The sequence below is a fragment of the Aminobacter niigataensis genome, assembly GCF_946995915.1.
GTDB lineage: Bacteria > Pseudomonadota > Alphaproteobacteria > Rhizobiales > Rhizobiaceae > Aminobacter > Aminobacter niigataensis.
The window spans coordinates 1,644,410-1,663,894 of sequence record NZ_OX341517.1 but is presented as its reverse complement, the minus strand read 5'-3'; the positions used below and the strand labels follow the sequence as shown (position 1 = coordinate 1,663,894).

The following is a 19,485-nucleotide window of genomic DNA, read 5'->3' as shown; positions in this document are numbered from 1 at the left end:
TTACTTTTCAGATTGCAGGAAGCGTGTTATCGACCCCCACGGACAATTGTACTTGGGGGACCTATGAGACAGCTATTGCTTGCCACGAGCGCGCTGGCGCTTGGTGCCGGAACCGCTGCCGCGCAGGATCAGGCTTACGACTGGTCGGGAGCGTATGTCGGTGTGCAGGCCGGGTATGCCGTGGGTCAATCCCTCTACACAAACACGGACTTCCCCACCGAATACGTCAACTACGATCCTGACGGCTTCTTTGGTGGCGTCTACGCGGGCTACAATTTTCAGATGTCAAACAATGTCGTTCTGGGCGTTGACGGTGACCTGAACTTCACGGGCATCAAGGGAACCAATGACTACTGGTGGGTAGGCGGAATCCCGGTTCCGACAGCAAGCGCCGAGATCAAGTACTCAGCCGCGCTTCGTGCGCGTCTCGGCTATGCAGTGGGTCGGTTCTTGCCATATGTCGCCGGCGGGCTTTCCGCGGCAAAATACGACTTCGATTTCGTCAGGGATAGTACCGGCTTCGTATACTATCAAGAAAGCAAGTCCATGGTCGGCTGGAATGTCGGCCTGGGCGCCGAATATGCGGCCACCGACAATCTCGTTCTGCGCGCCGAGTATCGCTATTCTGATTATGGCTCCAAAAGCTTCGCGCAGCCGGACTTCTTCAGTATCGATGATGCAAACATCACGCTGTCGTCGCACGACTTCCGCTTAGGAGTCGCCTACAAGTTCTGACGCCGGCCCCGTCATGATCGGCATATGCACTTCCATCTTTGGTGGCGGCCCCATACCCGCAAGACGGAGTGTCAACGCATTGGTCATCTGTCAGAGGGGCCGAGCCCCCCTGACACTCAAGGTCATTTCTTCAATGCAGCGAATTCTTTCGAGACCCTGTCGCCCTTGGAAAGTCGCGATGGCTCATTGTCTCGATATGCGTCCGCTTTCGCTTCATCGCCGGACCAGCGCATAAAGTACTTTTCGCCCGATTTGTGCCACGTGTAGCAGTCATCGACCTTCTGCTTTTTTCCGGATGCCACTTGAACGGTTTCAATGGTCAGGCACATCTTGTTGCCAGACACTTTCCAGTTGCCTTCGCCGTAGGCCTTTTTGTCTTTACGCACCATTTTCGCAGAGCCATCGGAAGCGAAGAAGATGCGGACACTTTTCCAGTCAGACGACTTACCCTCGTACATGCTGCGGACTTCTTGAGACGATAGCTCAGTCGCACCTTCCGGCAATGTCGCAGATAGCGTCGTTGACAGTGGTACGCATGTAAAGAAAAGCGCAGTCACACTAAGCCGGAATTTCATCACACAACCCTCCCAATCTCGCGATCAGTATTAGCAATGACTAATGTATCACGAAAGAAGGGGATATACTATGAGAGCCTGCCTGCGGGCCGCGTAGCGGGTCCCTTCAGGTACGATGCTGATTTATTGGCTTTCCACCATAGTTAGTGGTGCCCCTAGCCGGGATCGAACCAGCACTCCTTGCGGAACTCGATTTTGAGTCGAGCGCGTCTACCAATTCCGCCATAGGGGCCTGCCCTAAACGGACAGATCGGTCGCGGACTATACGGTCAGCCACCCGTCCGTCAACTGCCCCGGCATGCGATTGTGCGACAGATTGTGCAAGTAAAGCTCGTTTCGCATTCGTGAACTCCTCACGCATTGTGCGCCACAGCATTTCTTCCTAAACAGGCAGCGCGTTATCCTAGGGGGCCAGATGCTTCGCCGACTCTACGACTGGACCTTGTCGCTCGCGGCAAGGAAATCCGCCGAATGGTGGCTGGCTTTCATCGCCTTCATCGAAAGCTCGATCTTCCTGGTGCCGGCCGACGTGCTGTACCTGCCGATGGCGCTGTCGCGGCCCGACCGCGCCTACCGCTACGCGATCGTGGCGACGGTGGCCTCCGTGCTCGGCGGAATCGCCGGCTGGTTCCTCGGCCATTACGCCTTCGAGGCGGTGGCAAAGCCGGTGCTCGAATTCTACGGCAAGTATGACGAATTCGAAGCGCTCAAGCTCGCGTCCGGCACCGGCATCATCCTCTTGATGCTGGTCACCTCCGGCCTTTCGCACCTGCCGCCGATCAAGGTGGTGACGATCCTTGCCGGCGTCGTCGGCTTCCCGCTCGGCTGGTTCATCGTCTCGGCGATCATCGCCCGCGGCGCCCGCTTCCTGTTCCTGGCCTGGCTGCTCAGGACTTATGGCGAGCCGATCAAGCACTTCATCGAAAAGCGCCTCGGCCTGCTGGCCGGCATCGCAGCCGCTGCCCTCATTTTGCTCTATCTTCTCGTCAAATACCTCCACTGAACGGCACCTGCCGTAACAACAGCTGGGCAACAGACATGACCACCCTCGCCTCCCCGACCGGCCGCAGCCAGACGCTGACGGCGCTTTTCCTCGCCGTTGCCATGGCCGTCGTCGTCGGCACCGCCCTCGGCTTCCAGCACATCGGCGGCTACATGCCCTGCAAGCTCTGCCTCGAGCAGCGCACGCCCTATTATGTCGGCGTGCCGCTGATGGCGCTGGCCGCCCTTTCGTCGGCCATGCACTGGCCGGCCTGGATGACCCGGGCGCTGCTGGCCCTTGGCGGGCTGCTGATGCTGTACGGGCTTTATCTCGGCGCCTTCCACGCCGGCGTCGAATGGCGCTGGTGGGCCGGCCCGACCGACTGCGCGGCGGTGAGCGGCACCATCGACACCGGCGGCAAGGGCCTGCTCGACGTGCTCAACGAGGTCGTGCCGCCGCGCTGCGAGGATGCGGCACTTCGCGTGCTCGGCCTGTCCTTCGCCGGCTGGAACGTGCTCGCCAGCGCATTCCTGGCGGTCGTGGCGCTGCGCGGTGCGTTCAGGAAGGGGTGACGGCGTTGTGGAGTTCGCGATCCGTCGCGCCCCGTCCCGCCGGACATCTCCCCCGCAAGGGGGGAGATCAGATCAGCCTTCATCAAGGCTCCAGTTCGACATCCCAGTAGAGATAATCCATCCAACTTTCGTGCAGATGGTTGGGCGGGAACAGCCGGCCGTTGTTGTGCAGGTCGTGCACCGTCGGCTGGAACGGTTTCTGCAGCGGCCACATCTTGGCCTTGGCCGGCATCAGTCCGCCCTTGCGCAGGTTGCAGGGCGAGCAGGCGGCGACGACGTTTTCCCAGGTCGTCGCCCCGCCGCTGTGGCGCGGGATGACATGGTCGAAGGTCAGATCCTCCGGCGTGCCGCAATACTGGCACTGGAAGCGGTCGCGCAGGAAAACGTTGAAGCGGGTGAAGGCCGGATAGCGCGACGGCTTCACATAGGTCTTGAGGCTGACGACGCTGGGCAGCTTCATCGAGAAGGTCGGCGAGGAAACGGCGTGCTCGTATTCGGCGACGATGTTGACGCGCTCGAGGAACACCGCCTTGATCGCGTCCTGCCAGGACCAGAGCGACAAGGGGTAGTAGCTGAGCGGACGATAATCCGCATTCAGCACTAGTGCTGGGAGCCCATCCGGAGACACGGCAACCGTCACTTCGTGTACCTCCTTGGCTCCCGAACCTAACGGTGCGGATACTGTAAGCCCGAGGTGACAGGAATGTGAAGCGCCTTGTCGGTCACAAAGCCCGTCAAAAATACGCGATTTTGCGCATTCAGGCGGGATTTCCGGCCGGCGGCGCGCCATCGCGGCCCCGGGTCTCGCGATAATACGCCCAGAACAGCCGCGACGCGACCCCCCGCCACGGCGCCCATGATTCGGCAAGCCGAATCAGCGCCTTCTCGCCGGGGCGCGGATCGATGCCGAGCGCATGGCCGACGGCCGACTGCAGGGCGACGTCGCGGGCCGGAAAGATGTCGGGGTGGCCGGCGGCGAACAGCAAATAGACCTCCGCCGTCCACGGCCCGATGCCTGATATGGCGACCATCCTTGCCATGGCTTCCTGCGCTTCGAGGCGACAGAGACCATCAAGGTCGAGGCCGTCGGCGGCAGCCTGGGCGACGGCCAGCAGCGTGCGCTGCTTGGGCCTGGACAGGCCGGCTTCGCGGAACATGTCCTCGCCGGCAGCGAGCAGCGCCGCGGGTGTGAGCGGGTCGACAAGTGTGGTCAGCCGACCGAAGATCGCCTTGGCGCTTGCCGTCGAGACCTGCTGCGAAACAATGATCGAGGCGAGGCTGGCGAAACCGGGCTCGGTCAACCTGAGCGGCACCTCGCCGGCAATGCCACGCACGGCCTCCAGCCGCGGGTCGAGCGCACAGAGTGCGTCGAGACCGCGATGTACGTCGTCGAGATTGGAGATCCGGCGCATGGCGTCACTTGTTAGGTTGCGTCGGGCAACGTAGCAATCGGCAACGCAAACCTTCAATGCGAAACCGCAACGCTCATGACTGCTCCTGTCTTCCGCTTCGCCCCCAGTCCGAATGGTGAGTTGCATCTCGGCCATGCGCTTTCGGCTCTGACCAACCAGCGCATGGCAAAGGCCGTCGGCGGCCGGCTGCTGCTGCGCATCGAAGACATCGACGTCTCCCGCTGCACGCCGGAATTCGAGGCCGGCATTTTCCGCGACCTGTCCTGGCTCGAGCTGACCTGGGAGGACCCGGTTCGCAGGCAGTCCGAGCATTTCGGCGCGTATGAAGCCGCGCTCGACCGCCTCAGGCGCGAGGGGCTGGTCTATCCGGCATTCATGAGCCGGGGCGATATCCGCGCCGCGATCATGACGTTCGAGGCCACGGGGAAGACCTGGCCGCGCGATCCCGACGGCGCGCCGCACTATCCCGGCACCGACAGGACCATTTCGACGCGCGAGCGCAAGCGACGCATAGATGCAGGTGCACCCTTTACCTGGCGGCTCGACACGGCAGAAGCGCTAGCGCGGCTCGATGGCCGGCTGAACTGGCTTGAATGGACCGACGAAACGATGGGCACGACCACCGACGTGGCAGCGGACCCGCTGCAATGGGGCGACGTCGTCATCGCCCGCCGCGAGATTCCGACCAGCTATCACCTGTCGGTGGTTGTCGACGACGCGCTGCAGGGAGTGAGCCACGTCGTGCGCGGTCGCGACCTCTATTTCGCAACCTCGGTGCAGAGGCTGCTGCAGGAGATGCTCAGGCTGCCGCCGCCGACCTATTTCCACCACAGGCTGGTGCTCGGGCCGGATGGCCGCAAGCTGTCGAAAAGCCAACGCGACACCGGCCTCGCGGCATTGCGCGAGGCCGGTGAGTCACCGCAATCGGTGATGCGGATGCTACAGACCTAGAACCTGGCAAATCCCGCCTTGACCAGCGCCAGCACGCTGATGAAGACGAACGCGCCGCCAAGCCCCCAGGCGACGGCGAGGTTCAGGTCGCGCAGTGTAATGCCATAGCTGTTGGCGACCAGGACGGCGCCAAAGAAGCCGACCGTGAATAGCAACATGTTGCCGGTCGGGCCGAAGCCGTCGTCCTTCATGATGGCGTCGAGTGCAGCGCCAAAGAAGAACGCCATGACGGCGACGAAGGCGATTGCCATCATCAACCAGCCCGGGTCGAGATTCCACAACATCCTCGGTCCTTTCAGAGGCCGACTGTGTAGTTTCTACCGGGCCGCCTCCCGGGTGCGCTCACCCAGATCGGATCGTCAGATCAGGTTCGGTGAATCTATGGATCAATCGTTTCATTTTGCTTGCGCGAATATTCGGCATTAGAGCGATCGCATGAACTCCTACCGGGCGCGGCGTCCGGCGACGCGCGGTGCACCCATGACATCCTCTCCAAAGCGGCTGATCCCGGCCACCTTCGTGCTGTTGTGGGCGACCGGCTTCATCGGCGCGCGCTATGCCATGCCGTGGGCGGAGCCGTTCACCTTCCTCGCCATCCGTTTCGTGCTCGCCTTCCTCCTCCTCGGCGGCGTGATGCTCGTATTGGGCTCCGGGCGGCTTTCACGACGCGCCGCACTCCATGCCGTGCTGATCGGCATGCTGCTGCACGGCGTCTATCTCGGCGGCGTGTTCTGGGCGATCCACCAGGGCCTGCCGGCCGGGCTGTCGGCGCTCATCGCCGGGCTGCAGCCGCTGGTGACCGCGGTGCTGGCCGGCAAGCTGCTGGGCGAAGAGATCCGCCCGCGCCATTGGGTCGGGCTCGCCATAGGCTTCGTCGGCGTGGTGATCGTGCTGTCGCCGAAGCTCGGCACGCTCGGCGGCGGCGTGACCTGGCAGACGCTGACCGCATCGGTCATCGCCATGGCCGGCATCAGCGCCGGTACCATCTGGCAAAAGCGCGTCGGCGCGACCGGCGATCTCGTGACCGGCACCTTCTGGCAGTATGTCGGCGCGGCGATCCTGATGACCATCGCCTCGCTGGTGTTCGAGACGTGGCAGATGACCATCAACGGCGAGCTGATCTTCGCCATGACCTGGCTGGTGTTCGTGCTGTCGATCGGCGCGATCTTCCTGCTGATGGTGATGATCCGCGACGGCGCCATGTCGAAGGTCGCCTCGCTGTTTTACCTCGTGCCGGCGGTGACGGCCGTCATCGCCTGGGCCCTGTTCGGCGAGCAACTGTCGGCAATCCAGCTTGTCGGCATGGCGATCGCCACGCTGGGCGTCGGCCTTGCCACGGCTCAGCCGGGCACGCGGGCGCGGGCCTCGAGATAGCGGCTGATCGCGGCATTGAGCTCGCCGCCGAGGATGAAGATCGCCGAGACGATGTAGAGGAACACGACCGCGATCATGATCGAGGCGAGGCCGGCATAGGTGGTGACATAGGACGAAAAGGTGTCGAGATAGGCGGCGAAGATCGTCGATCCGACGAGCCAGGCGAGCAGCGTGAAGACGATGCCGGGTAGAATGCTCATAAAGCGCCGGCGGCCGGCCGGAAGCCAGATATGCACGGCAAACAGCCCGAACACGATGACCGCCGAGGCGATGATGAAGCGCCAGACGGTGATGGTGCCCATGTAGGGCTGGATCCATTCGAACTTGGCCTCGAGGATGCGCGCGATGATCGGCGCGAACACCAGCAGCACCGAGATGGCAACGAAGCCGATCGTGGCGATGAGCACGAAAATCAGGCTCTGGGTGCGGCGGAACCAGAAGGTGCGGGTTTCGGCGACGCGGTAGGCGCGGTTAAGCGAGGTGCGCAGCGCCTCGACGCCGTTGGAGGCGAAGTAGGCGGCGAGCAGCACGCCATAAGTCAGAAGGTCTGTGCGCGGCACGGTGAGCACGTTGACCACCTCGCGGGCGATGGGTGCCGCGATCTGCTCGGGCCAGGTGTCGAACACCAGATGCACTGCGGTTTCGGCAAAGGCGTCGGCGCCGAGGAAGCTGGCAAGCGTGGTGGCGAAGATGAGGAACGGAAACAGCGCCATCAGCGTCGAGATGGCGAGATGACTGGCCATCGCCCAGCCGTCGTCGTCATGGAAGTGGCCGGCTGCGTCAAAGAGCACGCGCCTTGTGGCGACGATCTTGCGCATCAGCTCCAGTTTACCGCTCCGTCCGATTGTTTCCAGGGCGCGAATATGGGAAGGGTTTGCCCCGGTTGGCAAGTGTTGGCGGCAGCGAAGTGAACCCGATCAAGGAGTTACGCACGATAATCGTGACCGGCGCGTCGTCAGGCATCGGCGCGCATTGCGCCCGTGCGCTGCATGCAGAGGGCTGGCGGGTGTTCGCCACGGCGCGCAAGCCGGAGGACATCGCAGCCCTAGAGGCAGATGGCATCGAAGCACTCTATCTCGACTACGCCGAACCGCAATCGATCGAAGCGCTGGTGGCAACCGTGCTCGAACGCACCGGCGGCAGGCTCGACGCGCTGTTCAACAACGGTGCGCATGCCCAGCCCGGCGCGGTCGAAGACCTGCCGATGGCCGCACTCCGCGACCAGTTCGAGGCCAACTTCTTCGGCTGGCACGACCTGACCCGCCGCATCGTACCCATCATGCGCGCCCAAGGACATGGCCGCATCGTCAACTGCTCTTCGATCCTCGGGCTGACGCCAGTGCCCTTCCGCGGTGCCTATGCCGCCTCCAAGCACGCGCTAGAGGGCCTGATGCTGTGCATGCGCCAGGAACTCGGCGGGACAGGCATTCATGTCTCGATGATAGAGCCCGGCCCGGTGAAATCGAAGATCGCCACCAACGGGCTGACCTGGTTCCTGCGTTACATCGATCACGAACGCTCGGCCCACCATGAAGCCTATCGTGCCCAGCTCGCAAGGCTGTCCAGCGGCGGCTCCAAATCGCGGATGAAACTGGGGCCGGAAGCGGTTCATGCGGTATTGCGACACGCCCTGCTGTCGCCGCGCCCGCGTCCGCATTATGTTGTCACGACCCCGGCGAGAATCGGCGTCGTGCTGAAACGCCTCCTGCCCGCCTCGCTGCTCTATCGCATTCTGGCCCGCCAAGCCTGACCGGCGGCCAACCGAACTGGAACTCAAATGGCTACCGTATTCAATATCATTGCCGTCGTCCTCATGTTTGCCGTGGTGGTCGTCCTGATCCGCGGCCTCATCAACATGCTGCGCGGCGGCTCGGGCAACACCTCCAACAAGCTGATGCAGGCACGCGTGCTCTTGCAGGCGGTGGCGCTGGTGTTCATCCTGCTGACCCTCTATTTCACGCGCGGCTGAGCGGAAATGGTCAAGCTCAACAAGATCTACACCCGCACCGGCGACGACGGCACGACAGGGCTCGGCAGCGGCGAGCGACGCCTGAAATCGGACCTGCGTGTCGAGGCCTACGGCGCGGTCGACGAGGCCAATGCCTGCATCGGCATGGCACGGGTTCATACGGCAACCGAGCATGCCGACATCGACGCCATGCTCGGTCGCATCCAGAACGACATGTTCGACCTCGGCGCCGACCTGTCGACGCCCGACACCGGCAAGGACCTTGGCTACGAGCCGCTGCGCATCGTCGCCAGCCAGACCGCGCGCATCGAAGCCGACATCGATCGGCTCAACGCCGACCTCGCCCCGCTCAGGTCGTTCGTGCTGAATGGCGGCTCGCCGGCGGCTGCGGCGCTCCATCTCGCCCGTACGGTCGCCCGGCGCGCCGAGCGCGTGATGGTGGCGCTGGCCCAGGACCCGGCCGAGCACGTCAACCGCGAAGGCATCCGCTACATCAACCGCGTCTCCGACCTGCTGTTCGTCGCCGCGCGCGTGGTCAATGACAACGGAAAAGCCGATGTGCTATGGGTTCCCGGCAAGAACCGCTGATCAGCAGATAAAGTCGCCGGGAGGCGGAAGCGAGCCGCATGTTCATTCCGCTCTACGATTCGAACCGCCTGCGCCATATCCGGATGCAATATGTGACGTTGGGCCTGATCGCCATCAACGTCATCGCCTATTTCGTGACGTCGCTCGGCAGCGAGGAGTTCGCAACCGCCGCGGTCCTCGGCCTGGGCTACATCCCCTCGGTGGTGCATGACCTTGCCGAACTGTCGCCGGACCTGATCATCATCCCGGAAGACCTGAGCTACGTCACCTATTCCTTCCTGCATGGCGACATCCTGCATCTCGGCGGCAACATGCTGTTCCTGTGGGTGTTCGGCGACAATGTCGAGGATGCACTCGGGCACTTCCGCTTCCTGGTGTTCTACCTGCTCTGCGCCGTTGCCGGCGCTTTCCTGCACGGCCTGATCCTGCCCGACTCCCAGACGCCGCTGATCGGCGCGTCGGGCGCCATCGCCGGCATCGTCGTCGCCTATCTGATCCTCTACCCTCGCGTGAAGGTGTGGGTGCTGGCCTTCGCCCGTATCCCGCTGCGCATCCCGGCCTGGATTCCGCTCGTCCTGTGGGTGCTCTTCCAGTTCCTGATGATCGCCATCGGCGGCGACGACGAAGTGAGCTGGGCGGCCCATGTCGGCGGCATCGTTGCCGGCGCCGTCCTGGTGCTGGTGCTGCGCCGGCGCGACGTGCCGTTGTTTGCAGATGCGGAAGCGGCCGTGCCAAGCCCCGAAAAGACCGAAGCGCCCCCCATGCCCGAGCCCGCGACGCCGGAACCGCCGACGGCGCAACCGGCACCGCGCTGGGGCCGGCAATAGCGGGAAAAACGCAGCTTGTTTCAAACGATTTGAGCTTGAAGCAGATATTGACGCTAACGTCAGCCACAACTACGTTCCGCCCGCTTGCGGCAGCCCTCCCGCCACCAAAAGCGCGAGATCAAGTCTGTTTTTCCGCCCAATATGTCGGCAATCGACAATTGCGTCGGCCCGAGCGCTGCTATAGCGCGCCTAACATCGCTGTTCAGAGAGGTACCAACCCATGAAAGTTCTCGTCCCGGTGAAGCGGGTTGTCGATGCGAACGTTAAGGTGCGCGTGAAGAGCGACGGCTCGGGTGTCGAGCTTGCCAACGTCAAGATGGCGATGAACCCGTTCGACGAGATCGCGGTCGAAGAGGCGATCCGGCTCAAGGAAGCCGGCAAGGTCGAGGAGATCGTGGTGGTCTCGATCGGGCCTGCCCAGGCCCAGGAAACGCTGCGCACGGCACTCGCCATGGGCGCCGACCGCGCCATCCTGGTCAAGGTCGACGAGGCGGTCGAGCCGCTCGGCGTCGCCAAGGTGCTGAAGGGCGTGGTCGACGCAGAGAAGCCGGGCCTGGTGCTGCTCGGCAAGCAGGCGATCGACGACGACAGCAATCAGACCGGCCAGATGCTGGCTGCCCTTCTGGGCTGGGCACAGGGCACCTTCGCCTCGAAGATCGAGCTTGGCGGCGACAAGGCCAGCGTGACGCGCGAAGTCGACGGCGGCCTGCAGACCGTCGAGCTCAAGATGCCGGCGATCGTGACGGTCGACCTGCGTTTGAACCAGCCGCGCTATGCCTCGCTGCCCAACATCATGAAGGCCAAGAAGAAGCCGCTCGACGAGAAGTCGGCCGCCGACTTCGGCGCCGACGTCACGCCGCGCCTCAAGGTTCTGAAGACCGAGGAGCCGGGCGGCCGCAAGGCAGGCGTCAAGGTCAAGACGGTGGCCGAGCTGGTCGACAAGCTGCGTAACGAAGCCGGCGTGCTGTAAGCGAAGCGAAAGGGATCAAAAACATGGCAATTCTCCTCATCGCCGAACACGACAACGCTTCGCTCTCCGACCAGACCGCCAAGGCGCTGTCGGCAGCACAGAAGATCGGTTCCGACATCGACGTGCTGGTCGCCGGCAAGGGCGCCAAGGCCGCGGCCGACGCTGCCGCCAAGCTCAAGGGCGTGCGCAAGGTTCTGCTGGCCGAAGCCGACGAACTGGCCGAGCGCCTGGCCGAGCCGATGGCGGCCCTGGTCATCTCGCTCGCGCCCAACTACGACACCATCGTCGCTGCCGCGACCTCGACCGGCAAGAACGTCGCCCCGCGCGTCGCGGCCCTGCTCGACGTCGCCCAGGTCTCGGAGATCATCGAGGTGATCTCGGCCGACACCTTCAAGCGCCCGATCTATGCCGGCAACGCCATCCAGACGGTGCAGGCGACCGACGCCAAGAAGGTGATCACCGTGCGCACCGCCTCGTTCCAGGCAACTGGCGAAGGCGGCTCGGCTTCGGTCGAGACGGTTTCGGCTGCAGCCAATCCCGGCCTGTCCTCGTTTGTCGAGAACAAGCTGTCGGAAAGCGACCGTCCGGAGCTGACCTCGGCCAGGATCATCATCTCGGGCGGCCGTGCGCTCGGCAGTTCAGAGAAGTTCCAGGAGGTCATCCTGCCGGTCGCCGACAAGCTCGGTGCCGCCGTCGGCGCCTCGCGTGCTGCCGTCGACGCCGGCTACGCCCCCAACGACTGGCAGGTCGGCCAGACCGGCAAGGTAGTGGCGCCCGACCTCTACATCGCCTGCGGCATCTCGGGTGCGATCCAGCACCTCGCCGGCATGAAGGATTCCAAGGTCATCGTCGCCATCAACAAGGACGAGGAGGCCCCGATCTTCCAGGTTGCCGACTACGGCATCGTCGGGGATCTGTTCGTCATCCTGCCGGAACTCGAAAAGGCGCTTTGACGCCCCAACGAGTGACGTACTAAAATGTGATGGCCGGGGTAGACGATGCTACCCCGGCCATTTAGTTTGCATTGCACAAAACTAAAAAGCCTGCGACGGGATAGGTGTGATGACGGGTAAGATCGAGACGATCGGCATTGTCGGCGCTGGCCAGATGGGCGGCGGTATCGCACATGTCTCCGCGCTGGCCGGCTACAGCGTGTTGCTCTACGATATTTCTCCGGAACGCATCGAAAAGGGCATCGCCACCATCAACGGCAACCTGGCGCGCCAGGTCGCGTCGGGCAAGCTCGAGGACCAGGCCCGCAAGGACGCCATGGCCCGCATCGGCTCGGCGCCTGCCATGGCCGACCTCGCCAGCGCCGACCTTGTCATCGAGGCGGCGACCGAGGACGAGACGATCAAGCGCAAGATCTATGCGCAGCTCTGTCCGCAGCTGAACCCCGAGGCGATCCTCGCCACCAACACCTCCTCGATCTCGATCACCCGCCTGGCCGCCCAGACCGACCGTCCGGAGCGCTTCATCGGCATCCACTTCATGAACCCGGTTCCGGTGATGAAGCTGGTCGAGCTGGTGCGCGGCATCGCCACCGAAGACAAGACCTTCGAGGCCGCCAAGGACTATGTCCGCCACCTCGACAAGACGGTGACGGTGTCGGAAGATTTTCCCGCCTTCATCGTCAACCGCATCCTTCTGCCGATGATCAACGAGGCGATCTACACGCTCTATGAGGGCGTCGGTACCGTCGAAGCCATCGACACCGCCATGAAGCTTGGCGCCAACCATCCGATGGGCCCGCTGCAGCTGGCCGACTTCATCGGCCTCGACACCTGCCTGTCGATCATGCAGGTGCTGCATGACGGCCTGTCGGACTCGAAATACCGCCCCTGCCCGCTGCTGGTGAAATATGTCGAAGCCGGCTGGCTCGGCCGCAAGACCGGGCGCGGCTTCTACGATTACCGCGGCGAGCACCCCGTTCCGACGCGCTGATCGCCTTCAGTTCAAGGGCGCAAGCCAGCCGGGCGTCAGGTCCGGCGGCATCGGCGCAAGCTCGACGCGATTGCGCCCCGCGCCCTTGGCTTCGTAGAGATGCAGGTCGGCGACGCGGAAAAGCTCCTCGAAGCCGACCGGGCTGTTGAACACCGCCCCGCCGACGCTGACCGTCAGCCGATGGAGCCGGCCGGCAGGCTGGAACGGAGCCTCCGCCACCGAACGGCGGATGCGCTCAGCGATGTCGGCGGCATTGACCGGCGACGCTCCCGGCAGAAAGACCGCGAACTCCTCGCCACCGAGGCGGCCGAGCATGTCGTCCGAGCGCAGGCAAGGCTGGATCGCGGCGACGATGACGCGCAGCGCCACATCGCCCTCGGCATGGCCGAAACTGTCGTTGATCGTCTTGAAGTGGTCGGCATCGATGACCAGCAGCGCGCCCATGGTGCGCTGGTTGCGACGTGCGATCTCGCGCGCCAGCACGTCGTTGACGCGGCTGGAGAATGCACCCCGGTTGAGGCAGGCGGTCAGGGCATCGGTCGATGCAGCGACGACGAGCTTGTGGTTGACGATCGCCAGTTCGCGCAATTTCAGCGTCAGGTAGAAGAACAGCGGCGCCGCCAGCAGGATCGGAACCACGGTCGCCTCGATCAGCACCAGGTCGAAGACCTCGGCGCCGGCATTTTGGAAAAGCACGAAGGTAACAGCGAGCGAAAACGCGACGCAGCCAAGCGTTCCGAACACCGTCCAGCCGGCCAGTTGCAGCCACGCGCTCCACGACAGCTTCTTCCACGATGCCCGCAATGCCGCCACCTCCTTGATCCTGCACCGATCTTCGGTCGAGCGGCATGAACAACAGGTTATCGCCGGCACTCAAATGCAAGCGATGTGGCGATCGGTTGCGGTTGTTGGTTGCGGTTGTTGGGTTGCGTCCTTCGACAGGCTCAGGATGATGACCGTTGGTGCCGCCGGCAATCTCCGCGCAGATATCTCAGGCGAACGTCAGCGCAAGCCTCCCTCACCCTGAGCCTGTCGAAGGACGCAAGACGACACGACCACACTGCTGGCCCGCGCAAGCGCAAAGCATCAGACTCGTTTGCCGTCGCTGCCGAAGAAATGCACCTTCTCGCGCCGCGCGAGTATCGGCAACTGGTCGCCGACGGCCACGGCAGTGCGGCCGGGCACGCGAACGACGATCCGCCCGCCGGCGGCCTCGCAGTAGAGAAAACTCTCCGCACCGACCGGCTCGACGCCCAGGACGCGGGCCATGAGCCGAAGCCCGCCTTCCGACGCGGCGCCATCCGCACCGACTTCGCAATCCTCCGGCCTGAAGCCGATCGTCGCAGCATTGGCGGGAATCGCCGGCAGCGACACCGCGCCTTCGAGCTGGCCACTGCGCAGCGGCAGGAGGTTCATTGGCGGCGCGCCGATGAAGGAGGCGACGAATGTCGAGGCGGGCTTTTCGTAGATGTCGAGCGGCGCGCCGAGCTGTTCGACGAGGCCGGCATTCATCACGACCAGCACGTCGGCCAGCGTCATGGCCTCAAGCTGGTCGTGGGTGACGTAGACCGAGGTGACGCCGAGCTTGCGCTGCAGGCTCTTGATCTCGACGCGCATCTGGCCACGCAGCTTGGCGTCGAGGTTGGACAGCGGCTCGTCGAACAGGAAGACCTTGGGGCTGCGCACGATGGCGCGGCCCATGGCGACGCGCTGGCGCTGGCCGCCCGACAGTTCGCGCGGGCGCCGCTCGAGCAGATGGGCGAGCTCCAGGGTCTCGGCAGTGGTACGGACGCGCTTGTCGATCTCGTCCTTCGGCATGCCGCGGTTGCGCAGACCGTAGGCCATGTTGTCGTAGACCTTCATATGCGGGTAGAGCGCATAGTTCTGGAACACCATGGCGATGTCGCGCTCGGTCGGGCCGATGGCGTTGACCACCTTGCCGTCGATCGAGCAGGTTCCGGCCGAGATCGTCTCCAGGCCGGCGATCATCCTGAGCAAGGTCGACTTGCCGCAGCCGGACGGCCCGACGAGCACGCACAGTTCCTTGTCGGGAATGGCGATGGAAACGCCCTTCACCGCCTCGACCCCGCCCGGGTAGACCTTCTTGACGTTCTTGAGATCGACGGTTGCCATTATTTCTCCGTATCGACGAGGCCGCGGACGAACCAGCGCTGCATCAGCACCACGACCAGGATGGGCGGCACGATGGCCAGCATGGAAGTGACCATGACCAGATGCCATTCGGTGTCGGCATCGGCGAACGAGATCATCTTCCTGAGCGCAATGACGATGGTATTCATGTCGTTGCGGTTGGTGACGAGCAGCGGCCAGAGATATTGCGTCCAGCCATAGATGAAGAGGATGACGAACAGCGCCGCGATATTGGTGCGCGACAGTGGCAGGAGGATATCCCAGAAGAAGCGCCACGGCCCGGCGCCATCGACGCGCGCGGCCTCGACCAGCTCGCCCGGGATGGTGAGGAAGAACTGGCGGAACAAAAGCGTCGCCGTCGCCGACGCGATCAGCGGCACGATCAACCCGGTATAGGTGTCGATCAGGCCGAAATCGACCATCACCTTGTAGGTCGGCAGGATGCGCACCTCGACCGGCAGCATCAGCGTGATGAAGATCAGCCAGAAGAACGTCATCCTGAGCGGGAAGCGGAAGAACACGATGGCATAGGCCGACAGCAGAGAAATGATAATCTTGCCGATGGCGATGCCGAGCGCGACGACAGTGGTGTTGAACAGCAGTGTCGCCACGCTGACCCCGCCGATGCGCCCCACCCCGCCGAACAGCGCCTCGGAATAGTTCTCTACGAAACGATCGCCGGGCAGGAGCGGCAGCGGCGGGCGCAGGATCGTCTGCAGCGAATGCGTCGAGGCGACGAAGGTGTAGTAGATCGGGAACGCCACGATCAGGATGCCGAGCACCAGCACCAGGTGGGCGATGAACGTGCGGATGGGGGAATTGTCGATCATGGGCGCAGCTCCTGCCCTTCTCCCCTTGCGGGAGAAGGTGGCCGAGCGAAGCGAGGTCGGATGAGGGGTGCTGGACGGAATGAGACGCCGGCGATCCTGCCAACACCCCTTATCCGTCTCGGCGCTCCGCGCCGATCCACCTTCTCCCGCAAGGGGAGAAGGGCAGGAGCGCAATCACTACCCATAATGCACCTTCTTCTCGACATAGCGGAACTGGACGGCGGTGAGCGCAATCACGATGACCATCAGGATCACCGACTGGGCCGCAGAGTCGCCGAGGATGAGATTGACGAAGCCGTCGTTGTAGACCTTGTAGACCAGCGTCTCGGTGGCCTTGCCCGGCCCGCCGCCGGTGACGGCGTGGATGATGCCGAAGGTGTCGAAGAAGGCGTAGACGGTGTTGACGACCAGCAGAAAGAAGGTGGTCGGCGCAAGCAGCGGAAAGACGATCGTCCAGAAGCGCTTGAACGGTTTGGCGCCATCAATGGCTGCCGCCTCGATCAAGGTCTTCGGGATCGCCTGGAGGCCGGCGACGAAGAACAGGAAATTGTAGCTGATCTGCTTCCACGAGGCGGCGGCGACGACCAGCACCATCGCCTGCTCGCCGTCGAGCAGAGGGTCCCAGTTGATGCCGAGCCAGCGCAGGCCATAGGCGAGCGAGCCGATCGACGGGTTGAACAGGAACAGCCACAGCATGCCGGCAATCGCCGGCGCGACCGCATAGGGCCAGATCATCAGCGTGCGATAGACGCCGCGGCCGCGGATGACCTTTTCGGCCATGACGGCGAGCAGCAAAGCCGTGCCCATGGCGACGGCTGCGGTGGCGATCGAAAACACCGCCGTGACCTGGATCGAGTTGAGATAGTTGGGGTCCGACAGGACCTTCTTGAAATTGGCGAACCAGACGAATTTCGACGACAGGCCGAACGGGTCTTCCCGGAGCATCGACTGGCGCAGCGCCTGGCTGGCCGGCCAGTAGAAGAAGACCAGCGTGATCGCCAGCTGGGGGGCGACCAGAAGGTAGGGCAGGATCTTGTTGGGAAAGACGACGCGTGGGGACAATGAGAGCCTCGTGACGAACGTCGAACGTCAATGCCGCCCCTCATCCGCTTGTCCCTTCTCCCCGTGAAAGACAGGGAGAAGGGACAAGCGGGAACGTGGATGCCCCCTCTCCCCGTTTTTCACGGGGAGAGGGTAAGGGTGAGGGGCATTCTGGGCCTGACGTCCGGCTTAATTTCCGATCGCTTCCTGGATCGCCTTGTTGCCGCGCGCAACGATGTTGTCGAGTGCCTGCTGGGCGGTCTGCTGACCGGCGAGCATCTTCTCGTACTCTTCGTTCTGGATGTCGCGGACCTGCGGCAGGTTGACGAGGCGGACGCCCTTCGAGTTTTCGGTCGGCGCCTTGCCCATCATCTGCTTGATCGGAATCTCGCGGGCCGGGTTCTTGTCGTAGAAGCCCGACTTCTTGGTTTCCTCGTAGGCCGCGAGCGTGACCGGCAGGTAGCCCGAGACCTGGTGCAGCCGCGCCTGGATCGGCGTCTGCGACAGGAAGTTGAAGAAGGCGCCGACGCCCTTGTATTGCTCTTCCGGCAGGCCGGCGAAGACCCACAGCGATGCGCCGCCGGGGATGGTGTTCTGCGGCGCGCCCGCAGCATCGGCTTCGTAGGGCAACTGGCCGGTGCCGTAGTTCATGCCCGATTTGACGATGTCGCCAAGACCACCGGAGGACTCGGTGAAGATGCCGCATTCGCCTGCGAGGAAGATCTGCTTGGCCTCGGAGGTGCGGCCGCCATATTTGAACGTGCCGTCCTTGGCGAGATCGGCGAGCTCCTGGAAGTGCTTGACGAAGGCCGGAGCGTTAATCTTGAGCTCGACGTCGGTGCCGCCGATGCCGTTTTCATTGGTGCCGTAGGACAGGTTGTTCCAGGCGGCGAAATTCTCGGTGTGGATCCAGGTCAGCCAGGTCGAGGTGAAGCCGCAAGGTGCAGCACCGCTCGACTTGATCTTTTTGGCGGCGTCCCAGACCTCGCCCCAGGTCTTGGGCGGGTTGTCGACGTCGAGGCCGGCTTTCTGGAAGATGTCCTTGTTGTAGTAGAGGATCGGCGAGGACGAGTTGTACGGGAACGACAACATGGTGCCGTCGGGCTTGGAATAATAGGCGACGATGCCCGGCAGGTACTGGCTCTTGTCGAAGGCCTGGCCGCCCATCGACAGGATTTCGGCGACCGGCTTGATGGCGCCTTCGGCACCCATCATCGTGCCCGTGCCGGCATCGAAGACCTGCATGATCGTCGGCGGCTGCTTGGCGCGGAACGCGGCGATGCCGGCGTTAAGCGTCTCGGGATAGGTGCCCTTGAAGACCGGAACGACCTTGTATTCGCTCTGGCTCTCGTTGAATTCCTTGGAAAGCTGGTCGACGACCTCGTTGTTCGCGCCGGTCATGGCGTGCCACCATGAAATCTCGGTGACGGCGAAGGCGGAGGTGCTGGACAACAGCGTCATGGTGGCGGCAACACCGGCCGCGAAGCCTAGGGTCTTCATTGTCTCGCTCCCGTTCTGGTTGGCGAAATGTTTAGTTCCGCGGGGAGCAGTATTGTCGGATTATGACAGCGCTACAACAGTTTTGTATTGATCGTATGAAGGGCGCATTTGGCGCACTTCATTTTCACTTGCGTTGCAACCTGGCAATGAATTTTCGGATTGTTTGAAAACGAAACCGAATTGCCGACAATTAGGCGCATCTGAATTACCGGCAACGCCGGCTAACGAAAGGCACGGCCAACGCCGTCAGACAACGAAAAAGCCTTTCGCGTACGAATGGCGCGAAAGGCTTCGCCTTCGCTTTGCAATCTGGAATTGCAGCCGGCAAAACAACTGCGTGTGGAAACGCCGGGCTTATTTGGCCAGCGCCGCCTCGATGAGCTTCTTGGCGTCGGGGCTGGCCCATTCGGCCGGGCCGTTCATGTTGGCAAGCAGGCAGCCTTCGCCGTCGACCAAGAGCGTCACCGGCAGGCCCAGCGCCAGGCCGCGCTTCTTGAGGTCATTGAAGACGGCAAGCGTGTTGTCTCTGTAGTAGCCGAGCGAGGTGATGCCGATCTCGTCGAGGAACTTCTTTGGCTTGGTGTCGTCGCCGGTGTCGACGTTGACCGCCACGACCTCGAAATTCTCGCTGCCCATCTCGCGCTCCAGCGCATCGAGCGCCGGCATTTCGGCGCGGCAGGGCGCGCACCATGTCGCCCAGAGATTGATCAGCAACGTGCGGCCCCCATGATCGGCCACCGTCATCGGCTTGCCCTCGGGGTCGTTGAAGGCGAGCTTCTTCAGCGACTGCGGCGGATCGGCCGGCATCATTGCCGCCACCTGGCCGGTGGCTGCGGCCTCGACCGCCTTGGCGATGTCTGCCTTGGCGGCACAAACCTTGTCCTCGGCGCTTGCGTCCGCGCTCGTATCAGTGGCGAGCTGAGGCGTAGAGGCGTTGTTGCCAGGAAGGGTGCTGCTGACATATACCGCGACCGCGCCGGCGATCACGCCTGCAACGGCGGCTAGGACGATATGGCGTGGCGCGGGGATCATTTTTCTGCGGTCCGACATCTAATCAATTTTCT

At 63.3% G+C, this 19,485-nt stretch carries 23 protein-coding genes and 1 tRNA gene; 12 read left to right on the top strand and 12 right to left on the bottom strand.

From position 1 onward, the window contains the following. The first annotated feature begins 63 nt into the window (after positions 1–63). Positions 64–735 (top strand): outer membrane protein, encoded by a 672-nt coding sequence (locus O1Y97_RS08115; protein WP_318763683.1) that lies wholly within the window; start codon positions 64–66, stop codon positions 733–735. Positions 736–857: 122 nt separating this feature from the next. Here O1Y97_RS08115 and O1Y97_RS08110 read toward each other — a convergent pair whose 3' ends face one another. After that, entirely contained in the window at positions 858–1,310 is a 453-nt protein-coding gene (locus O1Y97_RS08110) for a DUF995 domain-containing protein (RefSeq protein WP_318763682.1), read from the bottom strand. A gap of 147 nt (positions 1,311–1,457) precedes the next feature. After that, positions 1,458–1,542 (bottom strand) — tRNA-Leu (locus tag O1Y97_RS08105). Positions 1,543–1,725: 183 nt separating this feature from the next. Here O1Y97_RS08105 and O1Y97_RS08100 point away from each other — a divergent pair. Together O1Y97_RS08100 and O1Y97_RS08095 are read left to right on the top strand one after the other, a co-directional pair. Further along, the gene (locus tag O1Y97_RS08100) at positions 1,726–2,313 is read left to right on the top strand and encodes a YqaA family protein (protein ID WP_108606856.1); all 588 of its coding nucleotides are present in this window, start codon (positions 1,726–1,728) and stop codon (positions 2,311–2,313) included. Between the two features lie 35 nt (positions 2,314–2,348). Next, positions 2,349–2,864, top strand: a complete 516-nt coding sequence (locus O1Y97_RS08095; protein WP_108606855.1) for a disulfide bond formation protein B — start codon at positions 2,349–2,351, stop codon at positions 2,862–2,864. An 82-nt stretch (positions 2,865–2,946) separates the two neighbouring features. Here O1Y97_RS08095 and O1Y97_RS08090 read toward each other — a convergent pair whose 3' ends face one another. Continuing rightward, positions 2,947–3,504: an HNH endonuclease gene (locus tag O1Y97_RS08090; RefSeq protein WP_108606854.1), complete on the bottom strand. Its 558-nt coding sequence runs from the start codon at positions 3,502–3,504 to the stop codon at positions 2,947–2,949. 118 nt (positions 3,505–3,622) lie between these two features. Then, entirely contained in the window at positions 3,623–4,276 is a 654-nt protein-coding gene (locus tag O1Y97_RS08085; RefSeq protein WP_318763681.1) for a DNA-3-methyladenine glycosylase family protein, read from the bottom strand. Positions 4,277–4,351: 75 nt separating this feature from the next. Here O1Y97_RS08085 and gluQRS point away from each other — a divergent pair, with 75 nt between their 5' ends. After that, positions 4,352–5,227 (top strand): tRNA glutamyl-Q(34) synthetase GluQRS, encoded by an 876-nt coding sequence (gluQRS, locus tag O1Y97_RS08080; protein WP_318763680.1) that lies wholly within the window; start codon positions 4,352–4,354, stop codon positions 5,225–5,227. Here gluQRS and O1Y97_RS08075 read toward each other — a convergent pair. Beyond that, positions 5,224–5,511 carry a hypothetical protein gene (locus tag O1Y97_RS08075; protein ID WP_055973121.1) on the bottom strand — a complete coding sequence of 96 codons (288 nt, stop codon included), beginning with the start codon at positions 5,509–5,511 and terminating at the stop codon, positions 5,224–5,226. The two genes, gluQRS and O1Y97_RS08075, sit on opposite strands and share 4 nt — an antisense overlap. A gap of 196 nt (positions 5,512–5,707) precedes the next feature. Here O1Y97_RS08075 and O1Y97_RS08070 point away from each other — a divergent pair, with 196 nt between their 5' ends. Then, positions 5,708–6,601 (top strand): DMT family transporter, encoded by an 894-nt coding sequence (locus tag O1Y97_RS08070; protein WP_318763679.1) that lies wholly within the window; start codon positions 5,708–5,710, stop codon positions 6,599–6,601. On the opposite strand, the gene O1Y97_RS08065 is transcribed toward O1Y97_RS08070, so the two are convergent. Beyond that, positions 6,568–7,419 carry a YihY/virulence factor BrkB family protein gene (locus O1Y97_RS08065; RefSeq protein ID WP_183262450.1) on the bottom strand — a complete coding sequence of 284 codons (852 nt, stop codon included), beginning with the start codon at positions 7,417–7,419 and terminating at the stop codon, positions 6,568–6,570. The genes O1Y97_RS08070 and O1Y97_RS08065 overlap by 34 nt on opposite strands. A gap of 89 nt (positions 7,420–7,508) precedes the next feature. On the opposite strand from O1Y97_RS08065, the gene O1Y97_RS08060 reads away from it, so the two are divergent. The 7 genes from O1Y97_RS08060 to O1Y97_RS08030 all read left to right on the top strand — a co-directional run bounded on the left by O1Y97_RS08060 (position 7,509) and on the right by O1Y97_RS08030 (position 12,899). Beyond that, entirely contained in the window at positions 7,509–8,351 is an 843-nt protein-coding gene (locus tag O1Y97_RS08060; protein ID WP_404801257.1) for an SDR family oxidoreductase, read from the top strand. Positions 8,352–8,378: 27 nt separating this feature from the next. After that, complete coding sequence (locus O1Y97_RS08055; protein ID WP_108606850.1) at positions 8,379–8,570, top strand: twin transmembrane helix small protein; 192 nt, start codon at positions 8,379–8,381, stop codon at positions 8,568–8,570. Positions 8,571–8,576: 6 nt separating this feature from the next. Then, positions 8,577–9,158, top strand: a complete 582-nt coding sequence (locus tag O1Y97_RS08050; RefSeq protein WP_108606849.1) for a cob(I)yrinic acid a,c-diamide adenosyltransferase — start codon at positions 8,577–8,579, stop codon at positions 9,156–9,158. A 38-nt stretch (positions 9,159–9,196) separates the two neighbouring features. Then, entirely contained in the window at positions 9,197–9,985 is a 789-nt protein-coding gene (locus tag O1Y97_RS08045) for a rhomboid family intramembrane serine protease (RefSeq protein ID WP_318763678.1), read from the top strand. Between the two features lie 220 nt (positions 9,986–10,205). Then, a complete protein-coding gene (locus O1Y97_RS08040; RefSeq protein WP_108606847.1) occupies positions 10,206–10,955 on the top strand; it encodes an electron transfer flavoprotein subunit beta/FixA family protein in 750 nt (249 codons plus the stop codon). Positions 10,956–10,978: 23 nt separating this feature from the next. Continuing rightward, the gene (locus O1Y97_RS08035; RefSeq protein WP_318763677.1) at positions 10,979–11,908 is read left to right on the top strand and encodes an electron transfer flavoprotein subunit alpha/FixB family protein; all 930 of its coding nucleotides are present in this window, start codon (positions 10,979–10,981) and stop codon (positions 11,906–11,908) included. Positions 11,909–12,017: 109 nt separating this feature from the next. After that, positions 12,018–12,899, top strand: a complete 882-nt coding sequence (locus O1Y97_RS08030) for a 3-hydroxybutyryl-CoA dehydrogenase (protein WP_108606845.1) — start codon at positions 12,018–12,020, stop codon at positions 12,897–12,899. A gap of 6 nt (positions 12,900–12,905) precedes the next feature. On the opposite strand, the gene O1Y97_RS08025 is transcribed toward O1Y97_RS08030, so the two are convergent. The 6 genes from O1Y97_RS08025 to tlpA all read right to left on the bottom strand — a co-directional run bounded on the left by O1Y97_RS08025 (position 12,906) and on the right by tlpA (position 19,471). Then, positions 12,906–13,712: a GGDEF domain-containing protein gene (locus tag O1Y97_RS08025; protein WP_318763676.1), complete on the bottom strand. Its 807-nt coding sequence runs from the start codon at positions 13,710–13,712 to the stop codon at positions 12,906–12,908. A gap of 273 nt (positions 13,713–13,985) precedes the next feature. Next, entirely contained in the window at positions 13,986–15,032 is a 1,047-nt protein-coding gene (ugpC, locus tag O1Y97_RS08020; protein ID WP_318763675.1) for a sn-glycerol-3-phosphate ABC transporter ATP-binding protein UgpC, read from the bottom strand. Further along, a complete protein-coding gene (gene ugpE / locus O1Y97_RS08015) occupies positions 15,032–15,880 on the bottom strand; it encodes a sn-glycerol-3-phosphate ABC transporter permease UgpE (protein WP_183262455.1) in 849 nt (282 codons plus the stop codon). The genes ugpC and ugpE overlap by 1 nt, the downstream gene beginning before the upstream one ends. Before the next feature lie 177 nt (positions 15,881–16,057). After that, complete coding sequence (ugpA, locus tag O1Y97_RS08010; RefSeq protein WP_183262456.1) at positions 16,058–16,942, bottom strand: sn-glycerol-3-phosphate ABC transporter permease UgpA; 885 nt, start codon at positions 16,940–16,942, stop codon at positions 16,058–16,060. A gap of 168 nt (positions 16,943–17,110) precedes the next feature. Further along, the gene (gene ugpB, locus O1Y97_RS08005) at positions 17,111–18,421 is read right to left on the bottom strand and encodes a sn-glycerol-3-phosphate ABC transporter substrate-binding protein UgpB (protein ID WP_108606840.1); all 1,311 of its coding nucleotides are present in this window, start codon (positions 18,419–18,421) and stop codon (positions 17,111–17,113) included. A gap of 354 nt (positions 18,422–18,775) precedes the next feature. After that, positions 18,776–19,471: a thiol:disulfide interchange protein TlpA gene (tlpA, locus tag O1Y97_RS08000; protein ID WP_318763674.1), complete on the bottom strand. Its 696-nt coding sequence runs from the start codon at positions 19,469–19,471 to the stop codon at positions 18,776–18,778. Positions 19,472–19,485: the final 14 nt, after the last annotated feature.